The sequence below is a fragment of the Sphingomonas sp. GW821-FHT09E03 genome, assembly GCF_059416225.1.
Map to the genome: position 1 here is coordinate 154,546 of NZ_JBWKOS010000005.1, position 26,644 is coordinate 181,189.

A 26,644-nucleotide genomic window follows, 5' to 3' on the forward strand; every position below is an offset into this window, starting at 1 on the left:
GACGATCATGACCGAGATTTCGCGCCGCCTGCTGATCGCTTCCGGCCTCGCCGTCGGCGGTGCCGCCGCTACCCCTGCCGTAGCCCTCACCGGCGCGGCGCCGCCGCGGCCGTGGGGCGCGACGCCGTCGCCGCGCCAGCTCGCCTGGCATGCCCGCGAGCAATATGCCTTCGTCCATTTCTCGATCAACACCTTCACCGATCGCGAATGGGGGTTTGGCGACGAGAGCCCGGCGCTGTTCAACCCGACCGATTTCGCCCCCGACCAGATCGTCGCCGCCGCCAAGGCCGGTGGCTTGAAAGGCATCATCCTCACCGCCAAGCACCATGACGGCTTCTGCCTGTGGCCGACGCTGCTCACCGAGCATTGCATCCGCAACAGCCCCTATAAGGGGGGCAAGGGCGACGTGGTCGGCGAGATGGAGCGCGCGACGCGGCGCGCGGGGCTCGACTTCGGCCTCTACCTGTCGCCCTGGGACCGCAACCACGCCGACTACGGCCGGCCCGCCTATGTGGATTATTACCGCAAGCAGGTGGTCGAGCTCTGCACCCGCTACGGCACCTTGTTCGAATTCTGGTTCGACGGCGCCAATGGCGGCGACGGCTATTATGGCGGCGCGCGCGAGACGCGGAAGATCGATGCGCCGCGCTATTACAACTGGCCCTCGATCATCGCGCTGGTTCACCAGCACCAGCCGATGGCCTGCACCTTCGATCCGCTCGGCGCCGATGTGCGCTGGGTGGGCAATGAGGATGGCGTCGCCGGCGATCCGTGCTGGCCGACGATGCCCAACCACCCCTATGTCCAGGCCGAGGGCAATGCCGGGGTACGCGGCGGCGACCTGTGGTGGCCGGCCGAGACCGACGTCTCGATCCGCCCCGGCTGGTTCCACCACGCCGACGAGGACGCCAAGGTGAAGACGCCCGAGCGGCTGCTGCGGCTGCACGACGAGTCGATCGGCCGCGGCACCAATCTCAACCTCAACCTGCCGCCCGACCGGCGCGGCCGGCTCGGCGATGGCGACGTCGCCAGCCTGACCTCGTTTGGCGACGCCCAGCGCGCGACCTATGCGACCAACCTCGCCGCGGGCGGCATCGCCGCAGCGAGCGCGGTGCGCGGGCCGGGCTTCGCCGCCGCCAAGGTGCTCGACGGCGATCCGACGAGCTATTGGTCGACACCCGACGGCGTCACCACGCCGAGCCTGACGCTCGACCTGCCGCCGGGGCGCCGCTTCGATCTCATCCGCCTGCGCGAATATCTGCCGCTCGGGGTGCGGGTGACGCGGTTCGCGGTCGACGTCGAGGTTGGCGGCCAGTGGCAGCAGGTCGCCGCGCATCAGGGCATCGGCAACCAGCGGCTGATCCGGCTGCCGCAGCCGGTCGCGGCGCGGCGGGTGCGGCTGCGCATCCTCGAGGCGCCGGTGTGCCCGGCGATCAGCGAGATGGCGCTGTTTCGCCAGGTCGCGCCCAAGCCGGTGATCCTCGCCGCGGCGGCGGATTCGACCGTGCTCTCCAGTGCGCAGTGGAACATCGTCTCGGCAACCGCACCGGGCGCCGAGGCGCTGCTCGACGACAATGCCAGCACCGTCTGGCGGGTGCCCGCGCCGACGCCGGGAGCACCGGCACGCGTGACGGTCGATCTCGGCACGGCCACAATGGTCGCCGGGATCAGCATCACGCCGTCGCGCACCGCGGCCGCGGGCTCCGCCCCGCCCAAGGGCTATGACGTCGCGGTGAGCACCGACGGCCAGAGCTGGGTGCCGGCGGCGGCCGGCGAGCTCTCCAACATCGCCTATGCGCTGTCGACGCAGCGGATCAGCTTCACCGCGCCGCACCAGGCGCGGTTCCTGCGCTTCACCTTCGCGCAGACCGCCGTGCCGGCGGCCAAGCTGGCAATCGCGGGGGTCGGGGCGTTCACCGCGGCGCGGTAACGCGACGGAGCGAGTAACCAGATGCGGGAGGGGGTCGTCACTCGAGCGAAGGCTGGAGTATCGAGCGGCTCCTTTCCTGCCTCGCCTCCGCGAAATCCCAGCTTTCGCTGCAATGACGGCGTGAGGGACACCCGGCGCCGCCGCCCTTCGTCATCCTGAACTTGGTTCAGGATCCATGGCCCGCGCCTCGCCGCCTGGCTCGCGGCGGTTGATGGGCCATGGATGCTGAAACGAGTTCAGCATGACGGAAGAAGGAGGATATTGGGGGTGCGGACTAGCCCCCTCCCTCCTTATTCGATCGGCAGATCCAGCATCAGCTCGCGGACGTAGCGGACCGGGGGCGAGCCGTGGTTGATGACGGCGTCATTGTAGCGGCGCAGGTCGAACGCCGCGCCCTGCTGGCGGCGGACCTCGTCGCGCAGCGCCATATGCTCGGCATAGCCGGTGAAATAGCTCAGCAGCTGGGTGGAGCCCAGCGAAGCGCGGACCCATTTGCCGGCGGCCTCGCGCTCCTGCTGGAAGGCGGTGTGGGTCATCAGCTGCATCGCCTGCTCGCGGGTCATGCCTTCGGTATGAATGCCGATATCGAGCAGCGAGTTGCTGATCGAGCGCAGCCGCATCTTCAGCACGGTAAGCTTGAACAGCGGATCGGCGTCGAGATAGCCCTCGTCTGCCATCATCCCCTCGGCATAGACCGCCCAGCCTTCGACGAAGGGCCCCGAGCCGAGCACCGCGCGCAGCGTTGACTGGTTGGCGTTGGCGTGGGCGAGCTGGAGATAATGGCCGGGCATCGCCTCGTGCACCGCCAGATCGTGGATCATGTAGCCGTTGTATTCGCGCAGGAACGAGGTCGCCTGCGCCTCGGTCCAGTCGTCGGGGATCGGCGACACCGCGAAGAAGGTGCCGAGGTTCTTCTCGAGAGGGCCCGGCGAGTCGCAGTAAGCGACCGCGACGCCCTGCTGGAACTTGGGCATGGTGATGATCTTCACCGGGCTGTCAGGCACGCCGACCAGACCCTTGGCGCGCACGAACCGCGTCGCATTGTCCAGTGCCTTGGTGGCGTCGGCGATCACGCCGTCACGCGCCGGATGCTTGGCATAGGTGAGTTCCAGCGCCAGCTCGATCGCCGCCTGCTGCTGCGCCTCGCTCGGCCGGTCGGGCAGCGGCGGCGCACCGGCCTTGCCGGCGAGCACCTGGCGAGCAAGGCCATACATGGTGGCGCGGGTATCGACGATCGCGGCCTCGGCGCGGCGCTTGATCTCGGGCCGGGTGAGATCGGACTGCAGCGCGAAGGCGAGCTTGCGATCGTAGCGGGCGGCGCCGAGCCTGAAATCGCCCTTGGCGGCGGGCACCAGCGTACCGTCGAGCCAGGCCTGGTGGGTGGCGACTCCGGCCTTGAGCGTCGCCAGCGCGGCATCGAAGCGCTTGGCATCGGCCGGCGTCAGCTCGGCACGATGCGGCGCGAGCATCGACACCGCGATGTCGACGATGCCGCTGTTCTGCTTGGCGACGGTGGTGGCGTAGATCGCGGGAACGTGCGCCGGCACGAGATTGGCGCGGGCCTGGGCGAGCAGCTTGGGGATCGCCTCCATCCGCGGGATCGCGGCGAGCAGCCGCTGGCGCCATGGCGCATAGTCGCGCGCGGCGAGCGAGTAGAGCGAGCCGCCGGCAATGTCGTTGTAGACCTGCGGATCCCAGGCCCAGCCGCCGAGCTGTTCGCTGTCCCAGATGTCGTAGCGCAGCGCATTGTCGAGCAAGGCGGCATCGACCTGCTCCTCGCGCGACAGCCGGCTGCGGTCGACCCGCCCGAGGTCGGCGAGCATTGCCCGCGAAAAAGCGAGCCGCGCGGCGCGGCCGGCGGCGGACATGTCGGTCACTTGCGCATCGAAGCGATGATCGCCGAGCGAGGTGGCCGACGACGGATTGAGCCGCGCCAGGCCATCGATGTAGCGCGCCGACAAAGCCGCGAAGCCCGACGCAGCGGGCTGCGGGCGATCGGTGGCGAGCAGCGGCGCAGGAATCAAGGATGCCGGGACCGCGAGCAGGGCGGCGCCGAGCGCAAGACGGATGGAACGCAAGGGAAGCTCCTTAGGACGATGCGGGAGACGTGACGCGCTAGGATCACGATGGGGCGATTAGGCCGCATCGCCCGGCCGGTGACAAGCCCGTTTGCGTTCAGCCCTGCCCTGCCGCGCGCAGCCAACCGGTGATTGCATAGCGCCGCACCGGGGTGGCCTGCGTTACCATCGATACGCTGTGCACCTGCGGCACTGCGAACAGATCGAGCGTGTTGAACCCTGGCGCCACGCCCGACACCGTCTGGCCATCGCCGTGAAACAGCAGCAGGCCGCCCCATTCGGGTCGCCAGGCAGGGTTGAGACCGAACACATAAGCGGCGCGACGCGCTTTGCCGGCCACCTCGTCGGTATGCGCGGTGAGGAAATCACCTGGTGCATAGGCGGTCGCCTGGCCATCGGCGAAGGCGATGTCGGCGCGGCCGGTGACGGTGCGGAGCAGATCACGCACCGCGCCGCCCGACATCCAGCGCACCAGCGGCGACAACACCGGGTCGCCGTCACCGCCCTCGCCTGCCCCCTCGCGCAGCCGCAGCGTCTCGTAGCGATATTGGAAGCCGTTGCGCGCACCGGCGTGGACGGCGTCGTCGAGCGCCGCGCGCTGCTCGGCCGGCATGCTCGCGCGGGTTGCGCGATCGAGCTCGAACACCGCGTCGCCACTGTTGAGCACCTGCCGCCAGCCGTCATGGCCGCGCAGATAGGCATGGATCCGGGCGGCGAGATCGTCGGCTAGGAAGCCCTCGATCCGGACGCGCCCGTCGGCGGCGAAGCGCCGGGCCAGCGCCGCGCCATCGAGCGACGGGTTGAGCCGCAGTTCGCCGAGCGTCGTCATCGGTCGCGGAACCAGCCGGTGATGGCGTAGCGGCCGACGGGCGCGAACGGCGCGACGAAGCTGACGTTGTGGCGCTGCGGCACCGAGAACAGGTTGAGCGTGTTGAACCGCGGCTTCAGCCCGGCGACAACATCGTCGTCGTCGTCGAGGAACAACAGATAGCCGCCCCAGTCCGGCCGCCAATCGCGCGCGAAGCTCAGCACATAGGCCACCCGGCGCGCCTCGTCGTCGCCGCGATCGTCGTGGACGCTAAGGAAGTGGCTGGGCCCGAACAGCGTTGCCTGCGCATCGGCCTTGATCAGTTCCGGCAGACCGGTGATCGCCCGCACCAGATCGAGAAACGGCGCGGCGTTGATGTGTTCGAGCACCAGATCGAGCGGGTGGCCGGGCGCCCAGGCACCCTTATACGCGTCGAGCATCGGATATTGGCGGTAGATGAAGCCATATTCGCCACGGCCGACGCCGGCCGCTACCGAATGCCACAGGTGCGCGTGTTGCGCCTGGGGCCAGGCTCGCACCTCCGCGGCGCGCACGGATTGCGGCGCGGCGCCGGGCGCGCGAAACGCCACGCCATAGGGCGTCTGCCGCGCCAGCACCTCGGCGAGGACATCCGCGGATGGCGCGGTCAGCACGTCCCGGACCTGGAGCCGCGACTCCCGCGCGAACGCCGCCGCCAGACTTGCGGTGTCCAACGCCGGATTAAGATCGAAGAGCGGCAGCATCCGTGGCGCAAGGTCCCGTATCGGCTGGTCTGGAGCGGCAGGGGTAACGGATCGGCGGTGGTGCAACAAGCCGGCTGTCACCGCGGCGGCGGCTGGACAGCAGCGCGGCGGCGGGTCATGTCGGCGGCATGGCCGCCCGCGCGCAAGAGATGTTCGCCCGTGCACAACTCGCCTTCCACCAGGATCGGCTGGAGGCGGCGCGCGTCGAGCTGGCGGCGCTGCTGCGCACGGCCGGCGAGCAGGCAGCGGCATGGCACCTGCTGGCGCTGGTGGAGCGCAAGAGCGGACGGCTGGCAGACGCGGCGGCGGCATTTGCCCGCGCGCTGGCGCTGGCACCCGCCGACGTACAGATCCACCTCCATTACGCCAACCTGCTGGCGCACACCGGCGACAGTGCGGCGGCCCTGGCGCATTACCGCCAAGCGGCGGCGCGCGGCGGCGCGGTTGCTGGCGAGGCCCTGTTCAACCGGGCGGCGCTGCTGGCAAGGCTGGGGGATCATGATGCGGCGCTCGCCGATGCAGACCGGGTGCTGGCCGCCCATCCGCGCCATGCCGCTGCCCATGCGCTGCGGGGCGCGAGCCTGCGCGCCGTGAACCGGCTCGACGAGGCGGCGCTCGCCTTCGATGCCGCACTGGCGCTGGAGCCGCGGCCGGTGGCATTGCAGGGCCGCGCCCGGGTCGCGCTCGAGCGCGGCGAGGCGGATGCGGCGACGCGGTTCCAGCGCTGCATCGATGCCGGCGCCGGGGATCGCGACGTGCTGCTCGGCCTCGCCAATGCGCGCGAGGCAGTGGGCGATCCCGAGGGCATCGCGCTGCTGGTGGAAGCGACCCGGGCGCTGCCGGACTGGATCGAGGGCCATGAGGAACTGGCGCGGATGCGCGCCGAGGCGGGCGACGGCGATGCGTTCGCCGACAGCTACATCGCCGCCCTGGCGATCCGCGGCGACGACATGGCGCTGCACCGCTCGCATTGGCAGACGCTTGCGCGCGCCGGCCGCCACGATAAGGCCTTGGCGGCGATCGATCGGGCGCGGTCGGCACTCGCGGCGTCGCCCGCGCTGGTTGCGGCGGAGGCGAGCATCGCGCTGGAGGCACGCGACCTCGACCGTGCCGGGCGAGCGCTGGCCGCGCTCGACACGGCGCCGGCGCACGCGCTGCTGCACGCACGCTACGCCTTGGCGACGGGCCAGCCGGACATCGCGGCGGCAACGCTGGTGCGCCGGGTGGCGGCGCATCCCGGCGACATGGCGGGCTGGGCCTATCTTGACCTCGCCTGGCGGCTGCTTGGCGACTCGCGCGCGACCTGGCTGACCGGCCAGCCGGGGCTGTACGCCCAGCACGATCTACCGCTCGATGCGGCCGCGCTCGCCGCGCTCGCGGCGACGTTGCGCGGGCTCCATCGTGCGCGTGCGCAGCCGATCGGCCAGTCACTAGTCGGCGGCACCCAGACGCGCGGACGATTGTTCGACCGGCTCGAACCGCCGCTGCGCGCGTTGCGCGCGCTGGTGGTGGCGGCGGTGCGCGACCATCTCGCCGCGCTGCCGCCGGCCGACCCCACGCACCCGCTGCTGCGGCACCGCGACGCGACGCCGGTGCTCGCGGGTTCCTGGTCGGTGCGGCTGAGCGACAGCGGCTTTCATGTCAGCCACATCCACACCCGCGGCGTGCTGAGCTCGGCGCTGTACATCGCCCTGCCCGCTGCGGGGCCGGATCGGCAGGGCTGGCTCGAGCTGGGCCGGCCACCCGATGCGCTGGCGCTGGCGCTGGCCCCATTGGCGATGATCGAGCCGCAGCCGGGGCGGCTGGCGTTGTTCCCGAGCTATCTGTTCCACGGCACGCGGCCGTTCGCGGCCGGCGAGCGGCTGTCGGTGGCGTTCGACGTCGCCTTCTGATCGCGGGCGCACACGTCGGCCCGGGGGAGCAGGCACGAAAAAGGGGTGGCCGCCAGGCGACCACCCCCAAGGCAGGAACGGCGAGCGCCGTCAGAAGCGGAAACGAACCGCCGCGTAGAAATCCCGGCCGAGCACGTCATACACGCCCGGATAGGTGTTGGCCTGCTGCTGCGAGCTGCCGATCAGCTGCGGCTTGACGTCGCCGATGTTGTTGACGCCGAACGAGAAGTTGTAGGCTTCCGTCAGGTCGATCGAGAAAGCGAGATCGAGGTAGTTCTTCGCCTTGAGCCGCGGCACGGCCAGATCGGCCGCCGACACGGTGTCATCGGCCAGCGCATCGTCCTTGACGCTCGACAGGTGGCGCCAGCGCAGGCTGATCGTCGCCGGGCCATCGATCAGCGATAGGCGCGACGTCCACTTATACTTGGACTGCGGCGTACCGCACGAGGCGCCGAAGTAACCAGCGCACTGGTACGGCGGCTGGCCGACGACCGGCGCGAACTCGTTCTTGTCGGTCCATGTGCCCTGGAACGACGCGTTGAGCTTGCTCTGCTCGCCGAACATGCCGAAGCCGAGCACCTGGGTGTAATCGGCCGAGATGTCGATGCCCGAGGTCTTGAGGCTCGCGGCGTTGGCGTTGACAGCGGTGACGAAGCTCGGGTTCTGGATGGTGCCGTCCTCGTTGCGCGACACCGCACGGCAGTAGATGCTGTTAGGATCCTGGAACACGTTGTAGCATAGATCCAGGATGTTATCGACGCTGCCACCCAGCGAGGTGATGACGTTGTCGACCTTGATCTTGAACCAGTCGGCGCTGAAGTGGAAACCGGGCAGGAAGCGCGGCTGCAGGGTGAAGCCGGCCGTGTAGGTGTCGCTGACTTCTTCCTGGAGGTTCGGGTTGCCACCGAACAGACCTTCGATCTGCGTCGCCGGCTGGAGCGATGCGCCAGTGCCCACCGCGCCGGCAGGAACGCCGGTCGCCGTGCAGATCGCGACCAAGGCGGCGTTGTTCTGCGCGCCCGCCGTGGCGCACGGATCGGTCGCCGCCGGGAAGCCGTTCGACTGGCCACCGAACAGTTCCGCGACGTTCGGCGCACGCACGGCGCGCGAATATTGACCGCGGAAGGCGATGTCGCGGATCGGGGCGAATTCGGCGCCACCGGTGTAGGTCCAGACGCCGCCAACGCCATCCAGCGTGTAATCCGAATAGCGGAACGCGCCGTTGAGCTCGAGCCGCTCGATGAACGGCTTGCCGCCGATCAGCGGCACGCGCAACTCGCCGAACGCTTCCTTGACGCTGTAGCCGCCTTCGGTGGGATCGCCACCGTTGAAGCCGACCACGTCGCCCGAGGACAGAGCGGTGTCCGGAATATACTGGCTGTGAACCTTGCGATATTCGCCGCCGATCGCGAAACCAACGTCGTCACCGCCAAAGCCGAAGTTGAAGATGCTGCCGCTGATCGAGGCCTGCGCCACCTGCAGCACCGAGATGTCGGTGTTCTGCGTGGTGATCGAGATCGCATCGGCTTCTTCGGGCGAGAGCAGGTTCGGGCCGAAGATGTTCAACCGATTGGCGAGCAGCTCGGCGGTGAAGGCCGCGCGCGAGATGTTGCCGTACTGGATCTGCGAATTGCGGGTCCGGGCGTAGGAGTAATAGGCATCGTATTTGATGCCCGGTACGATCTCGCCGTTGGTGCCGATCAGCATCCGGAAGGCGTTGCGATCGTCAAGCTGGCGGCGCGACGACACCGCGTTGGTGCGCGAGGCCAGGCCGACGTTGACGACGCCCGGCGTGTAGAGCGCCCCAAGGCCGAGCGCGGCGCGGGCGGCGTTGATCGCCAGCTGCTGCGCGTTGATCGCGTTGATCGATGCGCTGTCCGCTGCCGACAAGAACGGGTTGTTGACGGCGATGCCGAACGTGCCGCTGATCGGCGACGCCGCCAGCTCGTTGTTCACCCGGTTGTTGACGTAGGACACTTCCAGATACGGGTTCAACCAGCTGTTGACCTCGTAATTGGCATAGGCGCCGACCAGATAGCGCTCCTGCGGCACCTGCAGGAAATTGTCGGGCGCGTAATTGTAGTAATCGGCCGTGGTGAACGGCCGCGAGGTGTTGGCGCCCGTGTAATATTGGCCGAGGGTGGTGTTGGCCGACAACGTGCCAGCGCCGCGGGCAAAGAACTGCCCGCCGGTGCAGGCGGCGCCAGTGCCACCGACGCAGACCCTGGAGGGGTTTACGTAGAAACGGCCATTCGGCACCGAGGGGCTGCCGAGCGGCACCAGCGTGGGATTGCCGTTGGCATCGACGCCATCGCCGAGCGCCGTCTGCGAGAAGGACCGTGCCCCCTGGTAGATGGCGGCGCGCTTGTAATATTCGCCATAGGCCGTGACATGGCCCTTGTTGTCCGCAAAGTCCGATCCGAGGGCGAGATAGCCCTCATAGCGGCGGCCATCGCCGCGCTCGGTGATGTTGTACTGGCCGCCGGCCTCGATGCCGTTGATGTCCGTCCGCAGGCGGAAGTTGGTAACACCGGCAATGGCGTCCGAACCGTACACCGCCGAAGCGCCACCGGTCACGACGTCAACGCCGTCGATCAGGAAGGCGGGGATGGTGTTAAGATCGACGATCTGGCTGGTGTCATAGAACATGTACCGGCGGCCGTTGACCAGTACGAGGTTGCGCTGTTCGCCGAGGCCGCGCAGGTTGAGCGTAGAAACGCCACCGCCGGGATTGTTCGAGAAGCCGGTGGAACCCGGAATCACCTGGGGCAGCGTGTTGAGCACGCTCTCGACGTTCACCGTGCCGGAGAGCTTGAACTCTTCCTGGCTGACCACCGCGATCGGGCTGGCCGAGCTGATCTCGCGGCGCGCAATACGCGAACCGGTGACCACGATCTCGCCATCATTGGTGCTCTGATTGGGATTGGCGTCGCCCCGTGGCGTCGACGAGATGCCGACGTTCTGGCTGGTCGAGGTGCTCTCCTGCTCTTGCGCCCAAGCCGGCGCAGCAGTGAGTGCGGCGATGATCGCAATCGGCGCTGCACCCAGCGCCAACGTGGTTCGCCCAAAGATCCGTGACCGTAACTTCATGGTTTTTCCCCCAAAATCGGCAACGGCGTCTTTGACGTCCGCCACCTCGATCTGCTTCCACAAGGCGATTTGCCCAATATGTCGCCGCGCCGTTCCCGAAGCAGCGATTGTGTCGCGGATGACAGAATGTTCACATGAAACGGAGGTTTGCAATCAACCATGACCGACACGGTCCGAATAACACAATATGTTGCAACCTTGTCACATTGCTACACACATCGGTGCGGGGTAGCCGTCGCCCTTAAGGGGCGGCCGGCGCCCGTCCGCGCGTGTCACTCACGCTTGTGGCAGGTGACGTCGTCCCCGACGGAGCGCAGCCCTGTATTGTCCATGAGCATCCGCCGTCGAGCCGAGCAACGTGACGGCATGCGATCAGCCGATGCGGCGCAGCAGATAAATGTCCATGATCCAGCCATGAGCGGCACGGAGTGCGGCACGTTCGGCGAGGATGGCGGGCCCGATGTCAGCAAGCGGACCGGCGATCAGCGCCTGCTGCGGCATGCCGAGATAGGCGCCCCACCAGATCCGCACCCCGGCGGGATCGAGCGCGGTGAAGGCGCCTCCGCTGTCGAGCATCACCGCGACAGTGTCGGTACCCGCAGGCCAGCCACCCTCGCGCAGCCGCCGGCCGGTGGTGATCGTCACCGCGCCGGCAAGGTCGTTGAGCGGGATGGCGTGGGCGGCGGTGAGCGCCTGCAGGCTGGTGATCCCGGGCACCACGCTGATCCGCATCGGCATGCCGTCCGCCTGCAGCCGCGCGGCGATGCGCAGGGTGCTGTCGTAGAGCGACGGGTCCCCCCAGACGAGCAACGCCAGCCGGCCGCCATCGGGCAGATGCGCGGCGATCTGCGCCGCCCAGACGCGCGCGATCGCGCCGTGCCAATCATCGACGGCGTCGAGATAGGGCGCGGCGGGATCGCGCTCGGGAAGGTCGAACTCAACTACCCTGGTGGCGCCGGTGAGCACCGCGGCGCAGATGTCGCGGCGCAGGTCGATGAGGTCGGCGGCGCGCGCGCCCTTGCGCGGCAGCAGGATGAGGTCGGCGGCGTTCATCGCCGCCATCGCCGCGCGGCTGAGATGATCGGGGTTGCCGGTGCCGATGCCGATCAGGTGGAGATCGATCATGCCGCACCATCGGCGAACGGCGATGCTGCCGATTGCGGGCGGAAGCGGCGGTCGTAGCCCGGGGCGTAGAGGCTGCTCTCGGCGAAATCGGCAGGATCGAGCACCCGGCCGACGAGGATCAGCGCGGTGCGCTCCGGCTTGCCGGTGATAGCGGCGGCGACGGTGGCGAGCGTCGCGCGGACGATCTGCTGGTCGGGCCAGCTTGCGCGCCAGACGATCGCGACCGGGCAATCAGCGCCATAGGCCGGGATCAGATCGGCGAGCGTCGATTCGAGATTGTGGATCGACAGATGGATCGCCAGCGTCGCACCGGTGGCGGCAAACGCCGCGAGCGTCTCGCCCGCGGGCATCGCGCTGGCGCGGCCGGGCGTGCGGGTCAGCACCACCGACTGCGCGACTTCCGGCAGGGTCAGCTCCACCTCGAGCGCGGCGGCGGCGGCGGCGAAGGCGGGGACGCCGGGGGTGATGGTGAACGGGATCGCCAGCGCGCGCAACCGGCGCAGCTGCTCGCCGAGCGCCGACCAAATCGACAGATCGCCCGAATGCAGCCGCGCGACATCCTGGCCGGCGGCGTGCGCGGCCTCGATCTCGGCAATGATCGCGTCGAGCGACAGCGGCGCGGTGTTGACGATGCGCGCGCCCGGCGGGCAGTGGCCGAGCAGTGCGTCGGGCACCAGCGAGCCGGCATAGAGGCACACCGGCGCGGCGGCGATGAGGTCGCGGCCGCGCAGCGTCAGCAGGTCGGGCGCGCCGGGGCCGGCGCCGATGAAATGGACGGTCATGCGGGTATTCCTTGGGCGATGGCGCAGGTCGCGGTGCGATCGGGCGAGACGTGGCGGGAGGCGAGCAGCCGCGCGCCGGCGCCCGCCGCCGCCAGCGCCGCGGCCTCGGCGACGCTGCCGGTGCCGCGCGCCTGCAGGCTGGCAGGCGATTGCGTGGCGGTGGCCTGGGCGTGCAGCGCGGCCGCCGGCACTGCAATGAGCGGCAGGCGCATCGCCGCGGCGAGCGGCGCGAGTTGCGCGAGCTTGTCGGCGGGCGCGGCGAGTGCCGTCACCGTCGGCTGGCCGCGCTGCGCTGAGGCGAGCGCATCACGCAACGCCGGCAAGCCTGCGGCGGCGCGGCAGCCGAAGCCGGCAACGATCACAGGGTGACGCTCCACTGCACTAGCGGGTAGCTCGCGCGCCAGCCACGGCGGGTGCCGATCGGCGCCGCCTCGGCAAGCTCGATCCGCAGCAGGCTGCCGCCGCGGTCGGCATGCCAGTGGGCGAGCAGCGCCTCGGATTCGAGCGTCACTGCATTGGCGACCAGACGGGTGCCGGGAGCGAGGCACGCGGAGAGCGTGGCGAGCAACGCCTCGGACAGGCCGCCGCCGACGAACACCGCATCGGGCGCGGGCTGGCCGTCGAGCACCGCGGGTGCGCGGCCGTCGATCACCTGGAGCCGATCGACGCCGAGCAGGGCGGCATTGCCGCGGGCGCGGGCAGCGCGGACGGGATCGGCCTCGAACGCCAGCGCCCGGGTGGTCGGGTGGGCGAGCAGCCATTCGATGCCGATCGATCCCGAGCCGGCGCCGATGTCCCACAAGGTCTCGCCGGGGCGCGGCGCCAGCGCCGACAGGGTGAGCGCGCGTGCGGGGCGCTTGGTGAGCTGGCCGTCGTGATCGAACCAGTCGTCGACGCGGCCGCTCGCCTGGGGCAGCACCGCGCCGTCACCGGCGACGACGAGGCCGATCGCGACGGGGTGGGCGATGTCGGCAAAGGGCATCGCCGCGGCGGTGGCGGTGCGGATCCGCTCGCGCGCGCCGCCGAGCGCTTCGAGGACGTGGAGCCGCGACGCGTCGAAGCCGAGGCCGCTGAGATAGGCGGCGAGTTGCCCGACCGCGTCACCGTCGCGCAGCAGCAGCAGCGCCTGCCGGCCCGGCGCGAGATGCGGCCGCAGCCGGGCAAGCGGCGCGGCATGCAGGCCGAGGCACAAGGTATCCTCGAGTGCCCAGCCGAGCCGGGCGGCGGCGAGCGCGAAGGTGGAGGGTGCGGGGTGCGCCACCCACTCGCTGCGGTCGAGCTGACGGGCGAGCACGGTGCCGGCGCCGAACCAGAAGGGGTCGCCCGACACCAGCATCACCACCCGCCGCCCGCGCGCTGCGAGCAGCGGCGCGATGCCGGCGGCGAACGGGACTGGCCAGGCGAGGGTCGGCACCGTAAGCGCGGGCAGCAGCGCGAGGTGGCGCGGCGCCCCCGCGACCAGCTCGGCTGCGGCGAGTGCGGCCCGGCTGGCGGCGGTGAGGCCGGCCATGCCATCCTCGCCGATCCCGACGATCGTCAGCCACGGAGCCTCAGCCATCCCGTCCATCCTCGTCCTCGGCGGTACCACCGAAGCGAGCGCGCTCGCGGCGCTGCTCGCCGCGCGCGGCGACGCGGCGGTGCTGAGCTATGCCGGCCGGGTCGCCAACCCCCGGCCGCAGCCGATCGCGACCCGGGTCGGCGGGTTTGGCGGGATCGATGGGCTGGTGAGCTATATCCGCGCGCAGGGCATCACCCATCTGGTCGATGCGACCCATCCCTTCGCCGCGCAGATGAGCAGGCACGCGCTCGCCGCCGCGGCGCAGACCGGGATCGCGCTGATCGCCCTCACCCGCCCGGCGTGGGCGGCGCAGGCCGGTGACGCCTGGCGCCACGTCGCCGATCTCGATGCGGCGGTGGCGGCGCTCGGCGGCGCACCACGACGCGTGATGCTGGCGCTCGGCCGGATGCATGTCGACGCGTTCGCCGCGCAGCCGCAGCATCATTACCTGCTCCGCTTCGTCGACGGCGGCGGCGAGGCCCCGCCCCTGCCCCGCCACGATCTGGTGGTCGACCGCGGCCCGTTCGATCTCGCCGGCGACACGCGGCTGATGCGCGCGCATCGCATCGAGCTCGTGGTGTGCAAGAATGCCGGCGGCAGCGGCGCGGTCGCCAAGCTCGGCGCCGCGCGCGCGCTCGGGCTGCCGGTGATGATGATCGACCGGCCGGCGCTGCCGCCGCGCAGCGAGGTCCACGATCCCCGCGCGGTGCTGGCGTGGCTCGATCATGATGCCGACCGCGGCGTGTAGAGCAGATCGCCGGCTGGCCGCGCAATCGTGCGGGTTTGGCTGGAGCCGACGATCACCATGGTGCGCATGTCCGCCATTTCCCCGAGCGCTTGCGGCAGCGGCACGACGCGCAGGTTTTCCTCGGCGGTGGAGACGGCGCGGGCGAACAGCACCGGGCGGTCGTCAGCGCAGGCGTCGCGAAGGATCGTGAAGATGCGGTCGAGCGCGTCGGGCCGTGCCCGCGAGCGTGGGTTGTAGAAGGCGATCGCGAAATCGGCCTCAGCGGCGAGCCGGACGCGGCGCTCGATCAGCGGCCAGGGCTTGAGGTTGTCCGACAGGTTGATCGCGCAGAAATCATGGCCGAGCGGCGCGCCGGCGCGGGCGCTGGCGGCGAGCATCGCGGTGATCCCCGGCAGCACGCTGATCGCGAGCGATCGCCAGGCCTCTGGGCCAACCTCGAGCGCCTCGAACACCGCCGCCGCCATCGCGAACACGCCGGGATCGCCGGAGGAGACCACCACCACGCGATGGCCGGCCGCCGCCAGCTCGAGCGCGAGCCGGGCGCGATCCAGCTCGACGCGGTTGTCGCTGGCATGGAGGGTCAGCCCCGGCCGCGCCGCGACGCGGGCGACATAGGGGATGTAGCCGATCACGTCGGTGGCGTCGGCGAGCGCCGCGCTCACCTCGGGCGTGACCAGCGCCTCGTCGCCCGGGCCCAGGCCGGCAACCGCGAGCCAGCCGGTCATGGCCGCCGCCCCTGGCCGTGGATCAGCAGGATCGAGAAATAGGGGGTGATCGCGCCGACATCGGCCAGCCGGGTGACGCGCTGCTCGGCCATGGCGGCATATTCGACCAGCCAGGCGGCGTCGTCGCGCCCCGCGAGAGTCACCGCGCGGCGCAGCTTGTCGAGATGGCGGCCGATCTTCATCACCACCAGCGCATCGGTGTCGCGGATGCGGCGGACCAGATCCTCCTCGGGCAGCGTTGCCATCAGCACCGTCAGCACATCGTCGCCCCAGGTGATCGGCGCGCCGCTCGCGGTCCAGGCGCCGGACATGCCGGTGATGCCGGGCACCACGCGCACCGGCACCCGCCCGTCGAGCCGGGTATAGAGATGCATGAACGAGCCGTAGAAGAACGGATCGCCTTCGCACAGCACCACCACCTCCTCGCCCGCTGCCGCCAGCGCGGCGAGCCGCTCGACGCAGGCGGCGTAGAAGCCCGCGAGGCAATCGTTATAGGCAGGATCGGACACTGCGATCTCGGTGGTCACCGGATATTCCATCGGCAGCTCGACCACATCGTCGCGGAGCAGCCCCTCGACGATGCGCCGCGCCTGGCCGGGTTTGCCCGCCTTGCGGAAATAGGCGACGTGGCGCGCGCCGCGCACCAGCCGGTCGGCGCGCACGCTCATCAGATCGGCCGCGCCGGGCCCGAGGCCGACGCCATGGATGGTACCGACGCTCATTCGGCGCGGCTCGCCAGCGCGTTGATCGCGGCGACGGTAATGGCGCTGCCGCCCAGCCGCCCCTCGACGATCGCGCAGGGCACCGGCTGCGCCGCCCACAGCGCCGCCTTGGATTCGGCGGCACCGACAAAGCCGACCGGGCAACCGATGATCGCCGCCGGGCGCGGGCAATCGGGATCCTCGAGCATGTTGAGCAGGTGGAACAGCGCGGTCGGCGCGTTGCCGATCGCGACCAAAGCGCCGGCGAGATGCGGCCGCCACAATTCGAGCGCCGCCGCCGAGCGGGTGTTGCTCATTGCCAAGGCGAGGCCCGGCGTCTCGGGCGCCTGCAGGGTACAGATCACCTGGTTGTCGGCGGGCAGACGGGTGCGGGTGACGCCCTCGCTGACCATCCGCGCATCGCACAGGATCGGCGCGCCGGCCTCGAGCGCCGTTCGCCCCGCCTCGGCGAAGCCCGGCGAGAAGCGGATATAGTCGGCGAGACCGACCATCCCCGCGGCATGGATCATCCGCACCGCGACCGCTTCCTCCGCGCCCGCGAACGGCGTGAGATCGGCCTCGGCGCGGATGATCGCGAACGACTGGCGGTAGATCGCGGCACCGTCGGTTTCGTAGGTGTAGGGCATCAGCGGGTTCCGAACAGGGCGAGCAATTGGTCTGCGGCGAGACCGGTGCGTGAGGGAGGATCGCCGGCGCGGCCGGCGAGCACGAGATCGAAGCGGCCGTCACGCCCGACCAGCACGACATCGGCCGGCCGGCTGCGCGCGCAGCCCTTGGCACATCCGGAGACGTGAAGTCGCCCGTCGATATGCGGCGCCAGCCGCAAGGCGAGGTCACGGGTGGCGACTGACCCCTGCGGGCAGGACGGCGCACCGACACAGGCATCGGCGGTGATCGCCGGCGCATGCGGGTCGGCGACGAAGCCCGCGGCGGTGTCGATGGTGGCGCCTTCGAGGATCAGCAGCCGCCATGGCGTGATCCGCAGCGCGGTCGCCGCGCCCGCCTCGAGGCAGGCGGCGAGCGCAGCCGCATCGACCCGGCCGAACGGCGCACCGAGCACGCTGCCGAGCGGATGATGGCCCGGCTGCCATGCCGCCGCAGCAGGCGCCGGCGGCTCAGCCGGCGTCGCCCAGCCGGGCAGCGGCGCGGGATGCCGCGCCATCCGCCCGGCCTCGCGACCGCCGCTGGCGACGTACCACTGCGCCAGGGCGATCAGCTGCTCGACCTCCGTGCCGGCTGCCAGCGCCACGCCCTCGGCATGGCCGTCGGCGCGCAGGATCAGGCCACCGGACATGCCGCGCTCGATGCGGAAATCGCCGGGGTCGGCGAGCAGCACCGGCGCCGGCCCCGCATCGATCGTCACGCCGATCTTGCCGGGCAGATCGGGCCAATCGCCGCGCCGCGCCAGCAAGGCGGCGGCGATGCGCTGGGTATCGTCCCCTGCCCGCCAGTCCGGCGCGACGAGGATCGCGGTGCGGGCCTCGCAGGCGGGATCGGCATCGATCAGATCGAGCGCGACCAGCCGCTCGATCAGCCCCTGCCACCCCGATTCGGTGATCCCGCGCAGCTGGAGGTTGCCGCGGCTGGTGAGGTCGATCGCGCCATTGCCATACGCCAGCGCCGCCGCGCACAGGCCGAGCGCCTGCTCGCGGATCACCCGCCCGAGCCGCGGCCGCACCCGGACCAGCAGACCGTCGCCCGCCAGCATCGGCCGCCAAGCATCGGGGCACCAGCCACGGACCGCGAACGCGCTCACCGGCGGCGTCCGCGCAAGACGGTCCGGCAGCGTCGATCGAGATGGGGCAAGCAATACCGGCTCATCATGCTCTCGCGACGCCACGACACGACCGGCGGGGAGCGCCTTGGCGGCCGGTGCGCAAGCGACGGACGGGCGGTCTGGCGCCCATTGCCACGCACCGATGCGGCCCCCGCCACACAGGTTCGTCGCTCAGACGGAGAACCGTGCCGGCACCATCCCCTGGATGACGGCATGAGCGACCCATCGCCGGCGGGTTTCCTGGCTTGCGGGTCGAAGCTCGGCGTCCGGCCTTCCCGGTCCGTGGCCGATGCGGCCAGGGGTCCAGTGGCTGCTCCCGGCGACAGGAGCCCTGGGCACGTCGCTCACCGCTTACAGTTGCAGGGACAGCCGCGGCATGAGGGGACGAGCCCCCGCACCGCATTCCCCTTCAAGCCCTTGCGGGCACCGGCGCGATCAGTTCGGCAACGGCCTTAGCGTAGCGGGTCGCTGGTTGGCAAATGGTGCAGGCCATCAGTGTCCGGCTAGAAGGTAACCTGGACGTTCATCTCGAGAAAGCGGACCAGATCATGGTCGCGGGCGAGCGCCTGGGGCGCATCCTTGAGGAACGCGCCCTTGAACAGCAATGCATAATTGCTCTCGAGCCGCAGATGCTGCGGCACCAGCCAGTAGCGGACGCGACCGGACAGCTGCTGGCCGGCAAAATCGCCCGAGCGGCCGGTCTTTTCGACGACATTGTAGAAACGGTCGTACCGCGAGGCGAGCCAGATCGCGCGATAATCGGCGAGCACCTCCACACGCTTGCCGGGCTTGGCCTCGATCCGGACGCCCGGCGCGCTGATGTTCTCGCGCGCCACCCCGCCATAAGTACCCGATGGTCCGAGATCATCGCGACGGCTGCCGAACAACGTGTCGAACCGGCCGAACTTGCCGCCCGGTTTGTCGCCGCTGGCATAATCGTAGAACAGCCCGATCCGCGGCTTGAGCGGCGAATCGAAGGTGTAGCCGGCAGCGGCATGGGCGAAGCCGGCCGCGACGGCAGCGTTGGTCGCGGTCGCCATCGTCGAGTCGCTGGCGCGGCCGAATTCGTAGACGCCCTCCAGGTCGACATCGACCTTGCCTGCCTTGGCCTCATTGTCGATCCGCGCATCGAGCACGTTGAGATGGCGATTCGCGGTGTCGCGTCCCGGCGAGTCTCGCTCGACCAGCCGATAGTAGGCCAGTTCGCCCTGCAGCGGGCCGACCAGCTTCTTGTGGCGGAGATAGGCGCCGAAAAAGACGTCGTCGAACGTCTCGCGATCGAACCGCACCTTGTTGTGGCGGATGTCGTCGGCATCGGCGGGCAGCCGCTCCTGCGGCAGCACGTAGAACAGCGTCAGCGCGGTGGCGCGGTTGGGATCGATTTCCACCTGCAGGCCGGTGAAGCCGTTCACCGTGTTGCGATATTCGTCGGTCGCAACCAGCCGGCCCGAACCGAGGTTGAGCAGGAAGCGGCCGCCCTGCAGCGCGAGCTTGCTGCCGGTGCCGAACGCATTGTCGAGCCGCAGCTTGAGATAAGCCTGGGGCAGTTCGATCGCGTTGACGTCGTCGCGGCCGATCTGGGTCTTGCCGCCGATATCATAGGCGCGACTATCGATCAGCTCGCCGCCGATCGCGAGCGGCCCGGGGCCATATTCGACCGCGACCCCGGTGCGCAGCAGGAAGGCGTCCTCCGACGTCGCGTAGTCCGGTCGCGGTCGCCCGTCGACGGTCTCAAAGCGGGCGCGACTCGAGGCGGTGATGATCAGGCCGGGCTGATCCTCCTTGGGCGCCGTCTCCACCTTGCCGGGTTTTTCGGTGGACGACGCGGGCGACGCCGGCAGCGATTGCGCCTGCGCAAGCGACGGCATTACCATCAGCGTGAGGCTGCCAACCGCGAATGAATATTTGCCCATGATCTTTCCTTGATCGCGGAAGACTGCCGTTTCGTGACATCTTCTAACGCGGGCCCCGCGTTTCACGACGCACTCGTTGCGTCCATGGCGCCGGCTCGCGCGGCGAACCGAGAACTGCGACCCGTCCGAATGTCATAGAACATGACGCCAACATGAAGCGAGGAAGGCGGCGGGTTTCACACAAGTGCAACAGTTGTGACGCCCATCCCCCCTAAGGCCCCGTGCAACGCACAAACGCACCTTTGGGGACCATGACGATGATGAATAAGCTCGGCGGCCGCGCGCTGCTGCTCTCGGGCGCCGCCTTGATGGCGGTGGTCGCCACGCCTGCATATGCGCAGGACGCGCAGACCGGCACTACCACGGACGCGGCCGCCGCCGGCACGACCTCGACCGGCACCGCCGAGGCGACCAGCACGAATGGCAGCACCGCGCAGCGCACCGATGGCCTTGCCGACATTGTCGTCACCGCCACCCGCCGCGAGACCAACCTGCAGAAGACGCCGATCTCGATCAGCGTGCTCGATACCCAGGCCCTCGCCGACCGCCACGTGCAGAGCCTGATCAACCTCGCCGACGGTTCGGTGCCGTCGCTGCGCGTCGCCACCTTCGAGGCGCGCCAGTCGGCGCTGACCATCGGCATCCGCGGCATCGTTCCCTATGACCAGAACCAGACGGCGCGCGACGGCGGCGTCGGCGTCTATATCGACGGCGTCGCGCTGGGTAAGACCCAGGGCCTCAACGCCGCCTTGTTCGATATCGAGCGCATCGAAGTGCTCAAGGGCCCGCAGGGCACGCTGTTCGGCCGCAACACCGAGGGCGGCGCGCTGTCGCTGGTTTCCAAGGCACCGACCGGCCAGTTCGACGGTCGCGTCACCGCCGGCATCGGCAATTACGGCAGCAAGAATGCCGAGGCGCATATCGACCTGCCCGAGTGGAACAACATCTCGCTCAAGTTCGACGGCGTCTACCAGCACCAGGATCCGACCGTGAAGGATCCGCTCGAAGGCTCGAAGGGCTGGAATTATTACGATCGCAAGGGCGGCCGCGTGCAGGCGCGCTGGCAGCCGGTGGAAGGTTTCACCGCCGACGTCGCCTATGATCAGGCGCGTGACGACAACACGCCGATGTACAGCCAGCTGCTCAACTACAACCCGAACAACTATACGGTCGGCTCCTACACCAACGCCGCCGGCGTGACCGGCACGACGCTGTACCTGCCGGGCACCAACACCGCCTGCGGCGGCACGATCACCCCGGCGCAGACGGCTGCCGGCCGAGTCGCCTGCGTCGCGCCCAAGGCGCCGCTGGTCGGCATCCATCCGGATCGCCAGTCGGTCGCCGATGTCGGTGTGCCCCAGCAAGAGAGCACCGATCTCACCCACGGGACCTCGATCAACCTGAAATATGAGGCGGCACCCTGGATCGAGCTGCGCTCGATCACCGCCTGGCGCGGCGTCAGCACCGATCAGTGGGACAATTCGGGTGGCCCCGAGCGCTCGGCGTTCGCGCCCAACGCCAATTTCAGCCGCTACAGCCTGTCGTTCCTGCGCCAGAACCAGTTCAGCCAGGAGTTCCAGGCGGTGGGCAGCGTCCACCAGCTCGATTACGCGGTCGGCGCTTATTATTACACCGAGCATGCCACCGAATATGCCGCGACCCCGCTGAGCAACCAGTGGAACGCCGACGGCACGGCCTATACGATCCGCAACCCGTTCGTCACCGGCACGCTGTCGAGCGCGAACTCGGGCTATCAGCCCGGCTCGCAGTTCATCACCCGCGACAGCCAGGCGCACGACCACAATTATTCGCTGTTCGGCCAGGCGACCTACACCCCGGACAGCTTCGACATGCTGCACATCACCGCCGGTGGCCGCTGGACCAAGGACGATCGCCACGGCTCGCTGTTCATCGTCAACGGCGACACCACGCCCAATGCGCTCACCAATGGCGCATTCCTGTTCAAGCGGGACGTCAGCCGCTTCGATCCGATGGTCAACGTCGCACTCGACGCCACCCAGGACGTCCATCTCTACGCCAAATATTCGACCGGCTTCCGCGCCGGCGGTGCCGACGATCGCTCGCAGCGCTTCGACTCGTTCGGGCCTGAATCGGTGCGCTCGTACGAGCTGGGCGCGAAGATGGACTTCTTCGACCACAAGGCACGCCTCAACCTCGCGGGCTATCTGATGAACCGCAAGAACACGCAGTTCGACTTCGATCTCTACGACACCGACCCGACAAGCCCGACCTTCGCCAGCCACCTCGAAGAGGCGATCAACGCGCAAGGTACCAACCACATTCGCGGTGTCGAGGCGGACCTCACCATCAAGCCGACCCGCGAGCTGACGCTGAGCGGCTCCTATGCCTACACCTATTTCGACCTGCCGACGGCGACCAACCCGCTGACGGGCGTCACCCAGAAGCTGTACATCGTCTACACGCCGAAGAATGCGGCGTCGGGCGCGATCGACTATGCGGTGCCGGTCGGCGGCGGCGACGCCAGCATCCGCCTCCACCTTGACGCCAATTACGCCAGCAGCCAGTACAGCTTCGAGGCGGAGTCGACCAAGACCGACCCGAGCTTCGTCGTCAACGGGCGTCTGTCGCTGGCCAACATCCGCCTCGGCGAGAACAGCCAGGCCGTGACCTTCTCGGTATGGTCGCGCAACCTGTTCAACGAGCAGTATATCTATCGCCGCTCGGATGCGAACTCGTCGCCGGTGTACAATTACAACGGCACCACGCTGATCTCGACCGCCTACGGCGGCATCCTCGGCGATTACGCCAACTACAACCCGCCGCGCACCTTCGGCGGCGAGGTCAGCGTCAAGTTCTGATCCCGTCCGGAGCGGACCGCTGCAGCCCGGCTCGAGCCTATGCTCGGGCCGGGTTTGTCATGCCGGCGATCGGACAGGCAGGTCGAGCTCGACGCGCAGGCCGGGGCCGGCTTCTTCGAGGCGCACCGTGCCGTCGTGGAGCCGGGCAATCGCCTCGACCAAGGCGAGGCCGAGGCCGTGGCCTGCGCCACCCGCCGGGCCGCTGGTGCCCCGACTGGAATCGAGCCGGCCGAAGCGGCGCAGCGCATGGGCGCGCTCGGCCGCGGCAATGCCGGGGCCATCGTCGCTCACCACGATGACGGCGTGGCCGGGGCGGCGCTCGACCAAGAGGGTGATGCGCGAGCCGGGCGGGGTGTGGCGCAGGCCATTCTCGATCAGGTTGATCAGCAACTGGGTGAGCAACTGGCGATCGCCGCGGATCGCAAGCGGCGGTGCCGGTGCGCAGACCACCACATGGCCGGTCTCGTCGCCGACCGGCGCCATCATCGCGGCGATCTCGTGCGCGAGCGCGGCGAGGTCGATCGTCGCGAAGCCGGCGCGGCGGGCGCCGCCCTCGACCTCGGCGATGCGCAGCACCGCGGCGAACATTGCCAGCAGCTCGTCGCTCTGCGCCAGCGCCTGTTCGATGCCCGTTCGCAGCGCCGGCGTCTCGGCGTCGCGCGCGAGGGTGCCCAGCTGGCTGTGCAGCCGGGCGAGCGGGGTGCGCAGATCATGCGCGATGTCGCTCGAGACATGGCTCATGGTGCGCATCAGATCGGCGATGCGATCGAGCATCAGGTTGAAGGTCGCGGCCTGGGCGTCGAATACACCTCCATCGCCGCGGATCGGCACGCGCTGCGCCATGTCGCCGGCGATGATCGCCTGGGCGGTGGCGCGGGTCGCGGCGATGCGGCCGGCGACGACGCGCGCGAACAGGATAGTGCCGGCGAACACGATCAACAGGATCGCGCCGAATCCGGCCGCATAGATGCGCAGGCGGGCGGCGGCATAGCCCTCGATCGGCTCGGTCTCGGCGACCACCGTGAGGAGGCGGCCGCCGCCGAGCCGGCGCACATAGGCGCGGCCATGCGCTAGCCCCTTGATATGATCGCTCAGCGTCACCGTCGAGAAGCCCGACGGCAGGCGGCGAACGAGCGTGATGTTGCCGCCGAGCTGGCGACGCGCCACGTCGCCGAGGGTGATGCCGAGATCGCCGGTGTCGCGGTCGTCCTCCAGCACGGTCATGCGGCGCAGCAGCTCGGGCGTGGCGAGCGTCGCCCCTTCCGCCGCGACCGCATCCGCGGCGGCGGCGATCCGCGCATCGACCAGCTGCCTGATGGTGCGGCTGGTGGCGGTGTAGCTGATGATCCCGGTGCCGATCGTCGCCGCGGTGACGGCGAGGAGGAACACCAGCGTGATCGCGCGCAGCGATCCGAGGCGGACCATGCGGCTAGCCGCGCAGCATATAGCCGACGCCGCGCATGGTGACGATCGGATCGTCGCCGGTCACCGCCAGCTTGCGGCGCAACCGGCCGATATAGACCTCGACCAGATTGGTGGTCGGCTCGAAATCATAGCCCCAGACCCGCTCGAGTAGCATCGCCCGGGTGAGCACGCTGCCGGCGTTGCGGACGAATTCGGCGAGCAGCTTGAGCTCAAGGTTGACGAGATCGATCGGCACGTCGCCGCGCCAGGCGCGGAACCGGCTGGGGCTGACGACGATGTCGCCGGCGCGTAGGGTATCGGCGGTGGCGGTGGTGCCGGCGCCGGTCCACTGCCGGCCGCGGACCACCGCGTGGAGCCGCGCGTTGAGCTCGGCGGCGGCGACCGGCTTGACGACATAATCGTCGGCGCCGGCCACCAAGCCCGCGACCTTCTCGTCGGACTGGCCGCGGGCGCTGAGCATGATCACCGGCAGCGTGCGCTCGCCGCTGCGCAACCGCTCGAGCACCGAGATGCCGTCGAGCCGCGGCAGCATCCAATCGAGCACCACCGCATCGAACTGGTCGCGATCGATCGCGTCGAGCGCTTCGCGACCGTCGCCGGCGACGGTAACGCGGTGATCGAACTGCCGCAGCTCCTCGGCCAGCGCCTCGGCAAAGATCGCATCGTCCTCGACCAGCAACAGCGTCAAACCCATGGCGTTTCCTTCAGGCCGCTCCCGTGCTTCCGCGCCGTACAGCAACGCCATGGGCCTGCAAGCAAGCCGCGACCGCTATTTGAGCAGCACCGCCGCCTTGGCGAGCGTCTGGTAGATCCCCCAGGCGATCGGCAGGCACACCGCCGCCCAGTCCAGCAGCGCGGCGGCACCGAGGCGATCGGCCGCATGAGCGGTCCCGGCCGGCGCCTGATCCGTTGCCGCCGCAGCACCGAGATCCTCGTCCGCCGCCATCTGGTAGCGCGGGTCGACCGGGCGGATAGCGAGATTGAGCAGAAAGGCGGCGGCGAGCAGCCCGCCCAGCACCCAGTAGATCGGCTGGTACAATTGATCGCCGGCAATCCCGCGCGCCATGCGATCGTCGCGCATGGTAGTGACGAGATAAGGCCCGAGCACGCCCGCGACCGACCAGGCAGTTAGGATCCGGCCGTGGATGGCGCCGACGAAGCGGGTGCCGAACAGATCGGCGAGATAGGCCGGCACCGTGGCGAAGCCACCGCCGTACATCGAGGCGCAGACGCAGAACAGCAGGATGAACAGGCCGATCGAGCGATCTGCCAGTGCCGGCGCGGCCACCCCGTACAGCAAGGCGCCGAGCGCGGTCATGATCGCATAGGTCGGCTTGCGGCCGAGCCGGTCCGACGACGAGGCCCAGAAGAAGCGCCCGGCGATGTTGAACAGGCTGATTACCCCGACGAAACCCGCACCCACCGTGGCCGCAGCCTTCTTGTCGGCATCCGCGAAGGCGGCGAACAGTTGGCCGGGATGATCGATCAGCCGGCCGCCGAAGATCTCCTGGAACATCGGCGAGGCAATGCCGATGATGCCGATCGAGGCGGAGACGTTGAGCAGCAGCACCAGCCACACCAGCCAGAATTGCGGTGTCCGGTGTGCATCCTTGAGGTGGACGCTGGCACGCGACGCCGCTGGAGCCGGGGCGGCGGGGGCCGAAGGCAACGCCCCCTGCCCTGCCGGCGTCCAGCCCGTGGGTGGCACGCGATAGCCGAGCGCGCCGGCCAGCATGAACGCAAGATAAATGGCGGCGAGCACCAGGAAGGTCTGCCACACGCCGGTCTGGGTATCGTCGGCGAAATGCTTCATCAATTTATCGGCGAGCGGGCTGCCGATCATCGCACCGCCGCCAAAGCCCATGATCGCCATGCCGGTGGCCATACCGCGCTTGTCGGGAAACCATTTGATCAGCGTGGAGACCGGCGAAATATAGCCGATGCCAAGGCCGATGCCGCCGATCAGCCCGATGCCGAGCCAGAGCAGCCAGAGCTGGTGGACCGAGACGCCGATCGCGCCGATCGCGATGCCGCCGCACCACGCGCAGGCGGCGACCACGCCGGCCCTGCGCGGACCGACCCGCTCGAGCCAGCCGCCCCACAGCGCCGCGGACACGCCGAGCACGACGAAGAAGATCGAATAGATCCAGACGAGATCGCTCACCCGCCAATCGCAGCTGGTGGTGACGAGCGCCTGGCCGAGCGTCATACCCGGGCAGGCGACCGGATCGGCGATGCCGATCGCATGCGACAGCGGCAGCCAGAAGACGCTGAAGCCATAGGCCATGCCGATGCACAGATGGATCGCCAGCGCGCAGGGCGGCACCAGCCAGCGGTTGAAGCCCGGCGGCGCGATGCTGCGGGCCCGGTCGAGAAAGCCGCCCGCTGCCGAACCGTCCTGTGCGTCGTCGCTCGTCATCCAGCGTCTCCCCGACCCCCGTCGAAGCGGTCATAGCCGAACCGATCGGCGAATGCAGCCGCGGCACCC

The 26,644-nt window shown here is 69.5% G+C and carries 20 protein-coding genes and 1 riboswitch; of the genes, 4 read left to right on the forward strand and 16 right to left on the reverse strand.

The genetic code is table 11. The features are described 5' to 3' along the window. The first annotated feature begins 7 nt into the window (after positions 1-7). The gene (locus AC07M8_RS13410; protein ID WP_495174825.1) at positions 8-1,930 is read left to right on the forward strand and encodes an alpha-L-fucosidase; all 1,923 of its coding nucleotides are present in this window, start codon (positions 8-10) and stop codon (positions 1,928-1,930) included. A gap of 290 nt (positions 1,931-2,220) precedes the next feature. On the opposite strand, the gene AC07M8_RS13415 is transcribed toward AC07M8_RS13410, so the two are convergent. The 3 genes from AC07M8_RS13415 to AC07M8_RS13425 form a co-directional block, all read right to left on the reverse strand. After that, entirely contained in the window at positions 2,221-4,008 is a 1,788-nt protein-coding gene (locus AC07M8_RS13415; RefSeq protein WP_495174826.1) for a DUF885 domain-containing protein, read from the reverse strand. 97 nt (positions 4,009-4,105) lie between these two features. Beyond that, entirely contained in the window at positions 4,106-4,837 is a 732-nt protein-coding gene (locus tag AC07M8_RS13420) for a 2OG-Fe(II) oxygenase (RefSeq protein WP_495174827.1), read from the reverse strand. After that, on the reverse strand, positions 4,834-5,559 hold the full coding sequence (locus tag AC07M8_RS13425; protein WP_495174828.1) for a 2OG-Fe(II) oxygenase: 726 nt from the start codon (positions 5,557-5,559) through the stop codon (positions 4,834-4,836). The genes AC07M8_RS13420 and AC07M8_RS13425 overlap by 4 nt, the downstream gene beginning before the upstream one ends. A 128-nt stretch (positions 5,560-5,687) precedes the next feature. Here AC07M8_RS13425 and AC07M8_RS13430 point away from each other — a divergent pair, with 128 nt between their 5' ends. Further along, entirely contained in the window at positions 5,688-7,451 is a 1,764-nt protein-coding gene (locus tag AC07M8_RS13430) for a putative 2OG-Fe(II) oxygenase (protein WP_495174829.1), read from the forward strand. Positions 7,452-7,541: 90 nt separating this feature from the next. On the opposite strand, the gene AC07M8_RS13435 is transcribed toward AC07M8_RS13430, so the two are convergent. The 5 genes from AC07M8_RS13435 to cbiE all read right to left on the reverse strand — a co-directional run bounded on the left by AC07M8_RS13435 (position 7,542) and on the right by cbiE (position 14,015). Next, complete coding sequence (locus AC07M8_RS13435) at positions 7,542-10,505, reverse strand: TonB-dependent receptor domain-containing protein (protein ID WP_495174830.1); 2,964 nt, start codon at positions 10,503-10,505, stop codon at positions 7,542-7,544. A 408-nt stretch (positions 10,506-10,913) separates the two neighbouring features. After that, positions 10,914-11,666, reverse strand: a complete 753-nt coding sequence (gene cobF, locus AC07M8_RS13440) for a precorrin-6A synthase (deacetylating) (protein ID WP_495174831.1) — start codon at positions 11,664-11,666, stop codon at positions 10,914-10,916. Then, positions 11,663-12,448 carry a precorrin-4 C(11)-methyltransferase gene (gene cobM / locus AC07M8_RS13445; RefSeq protein WP_495174832.1) on the reverse strand — a complete coding sequence of 262 codons (786 nt, stop codon included), beginning with the start codon at positions 12,446-12,448 and terminating at the stop codon, positions 11,663-11,665. The genes cobF and cobM overlap by 4 nt, the downstream gene beginning before the upstream one ends. Further along, positions 12,445-12,810: a cobalamin biosynthesis protein gene (locus AC07M8_RS13450; protein WP_495174833.1), complete on the reverse strand. Its 366-nt coding sequence runs from the start codon at positions 12,808-12,810 to the stop codon at positions 12,445-12,447. Before AC07M8_RS13450 ends, cobM begins: the two co-directional genes overlap by 4 nt. Further along, a complete protein-coding gene (cbiE, locus tag AC07M8_RS13455) occupies positions 12,807-14,015 on the reverse strand; it encodes a precorrin-6y C5,15-methyltransferase (decarboxylating) subunit CbiE (protein ID WP_495174834.1) in 1,209 nt (402 codons plus the stop codon). The genes AC07M8_RS13450 and cbiE overlap by 4 nt, the downstream gene beginning before the upstream one ends. Here cbiE and AC07M8_RS13460 point away from each other — a divergent pair. Continuing rightward, positions 14,005-14,754: a cobalt-precorrin-6A reductase gene (locus AC07M8_RS13460; RefSeq protein WP_495174872.1), complete on the forward strand. Its 750-nt coding sequence runs from the start codon at positions 14,005-14,007 to the stop codon at positions 14,752-14,754. The two genes, cbiE and AC07M8_RS13460, sit on opposite strands and share 11 nt — an antisense overlap. Here the strand turns inward: AC07M8_RS13460 and cobJ are convergent. The 5 genes from cobJ to AC07M8_RS13485 form a co-directional block, all read right to left on the reverse strand. After that, positions 14,730-15,479, reverse strand: coding sequence for a precorrin-3B C(17)-methyltransferase (gene cobJ, locus AC07M8_RS13465; protein ID WP_495174835.1), 750 nt, complete (start codon positions 15,477-15,479; stop codon positions 14,730-14,732). The genes AC07M8_RS13460 and cobJ overlap by 25 nt on opposite strands. Next, positions 15,476-16,201 (reverse strand): precorrin-2 C(20)-methyltransferase, encoded by a 726-nt coding sequence (cobI, locus tag AC07M8_RS13470; RefSeq protein WP_495174836.1) that lies wholly within the window; start codon positions 16,199-16,201, stop codon positions 15,476-15,478. Before cobI ends, cobJ begins: the two co-directional genes overlap by 4 nt. Beyond that, positions 16,198-16,827 (reverse strand): precorrin-8X methylmutase, encoded by a 630-nt coding sequence (locus AC07M8_RS13475; protein WP_495174837.1) that lies wholly within the window; start codon positions 16,825-16,827, stop codon positions 16,198-16,200. Before AC07M8_RS13475 ends, cobI begins: the two co-directional genes overlap by 4 nt. Then, entirely contained in the window at positions 16,827-17,957 is a 1,131-nt protein-coding gene (locus AC07M8_RS13480; protein ID WP_495174838.1) for a ferredoxin-like domain-containing protein, read from the reverse strand. The genes AC07M8_RS13475 and AC07M8_RS13480 overlap by 1 nt, the downstream gene beginning before the upstream one ends. A 234-nt stretch (positions 17,958-18,191) precedes the next feature. Next, a riboswitch (cobalamin riboswitch) is annotated at positions 18,192-18,424 on the reverse strand. Between the two features lie 57 nt (positions 18,425-18,481). Continuing rightward, positions 18,482-19,891, reverse strand: a complete 1,410-nt coding sequence (locus AC07M8_RS13485; RefSeq protein ID WP_495174839.1) for an alginate export family protein — start codon at positions 19,889-19,891, stop codon at positions 18,482-18,484. A 257-nt stretch (positions 19,892-20,148) separates the two neighbouring features. Here AC07M8_RS13485 and AC07M8_RS13490 point away from each other — a divergent pair, with 257 nt between their 5' ends. Beyond that, a complete protein-coding gene (locus AC07M8_RS13490; protein ID WP_495174840.1) occupies positions 20,149-22,731 on the forward strand; it encodes a TonB-dependent receptor in 2,583 nt (860 codons plus the stop codon). A gap of 57 nt (positions 22,732-22,788) precedes the next feature. On the opposite strand, the gene AC07M8_RS13495 is transcribed toward AC07M8_RS13490, so the two are convergent. The 3 genes from AC07M8_RS13495 to AC07M8_RS13505 form a co-directional block, all read right to left on the reverse strand. Beyond that, complete coding sequence (locus AC07M8_RS13495; RefSeq protein ID WP_495174841.1) at positions 22,789-24,156, reverse strand: sensor histidine kinase; 1,368 nt, start codon at positions 24,154-24,156, stop codon at positions 22,789-22,791. A gap of 4 nt (positions 24,157-24,160) precedes the next feature. Next, positions 24,161-24,850 carry a response regulator transcription factor gene (locus AC07M8_RS13500; RefSeq protein WP_495174842.1) on the reverse strand — a complete coding sequence of 230 codons (690 nt, stop codon included), beginning with the start codon at positions 24,848-24,850 and terminating at the stop codon, positions 24,161-24,163. 75 nt (positions 24,851-24,925) lie between these two features. After that, on the reverse strand, positions 24,926-26,575 hold the full coding sequence (locus tag AC07M8_RS13505) for an OFA family MFS transporter (protein ID WP_495174843.1): 1,650 nt from the start codon (positions 26,573-26,575) through the stop codon (positions 24,926-24,928). Positions 26,576-26,644: the final 69 nt, after the last annotated feature.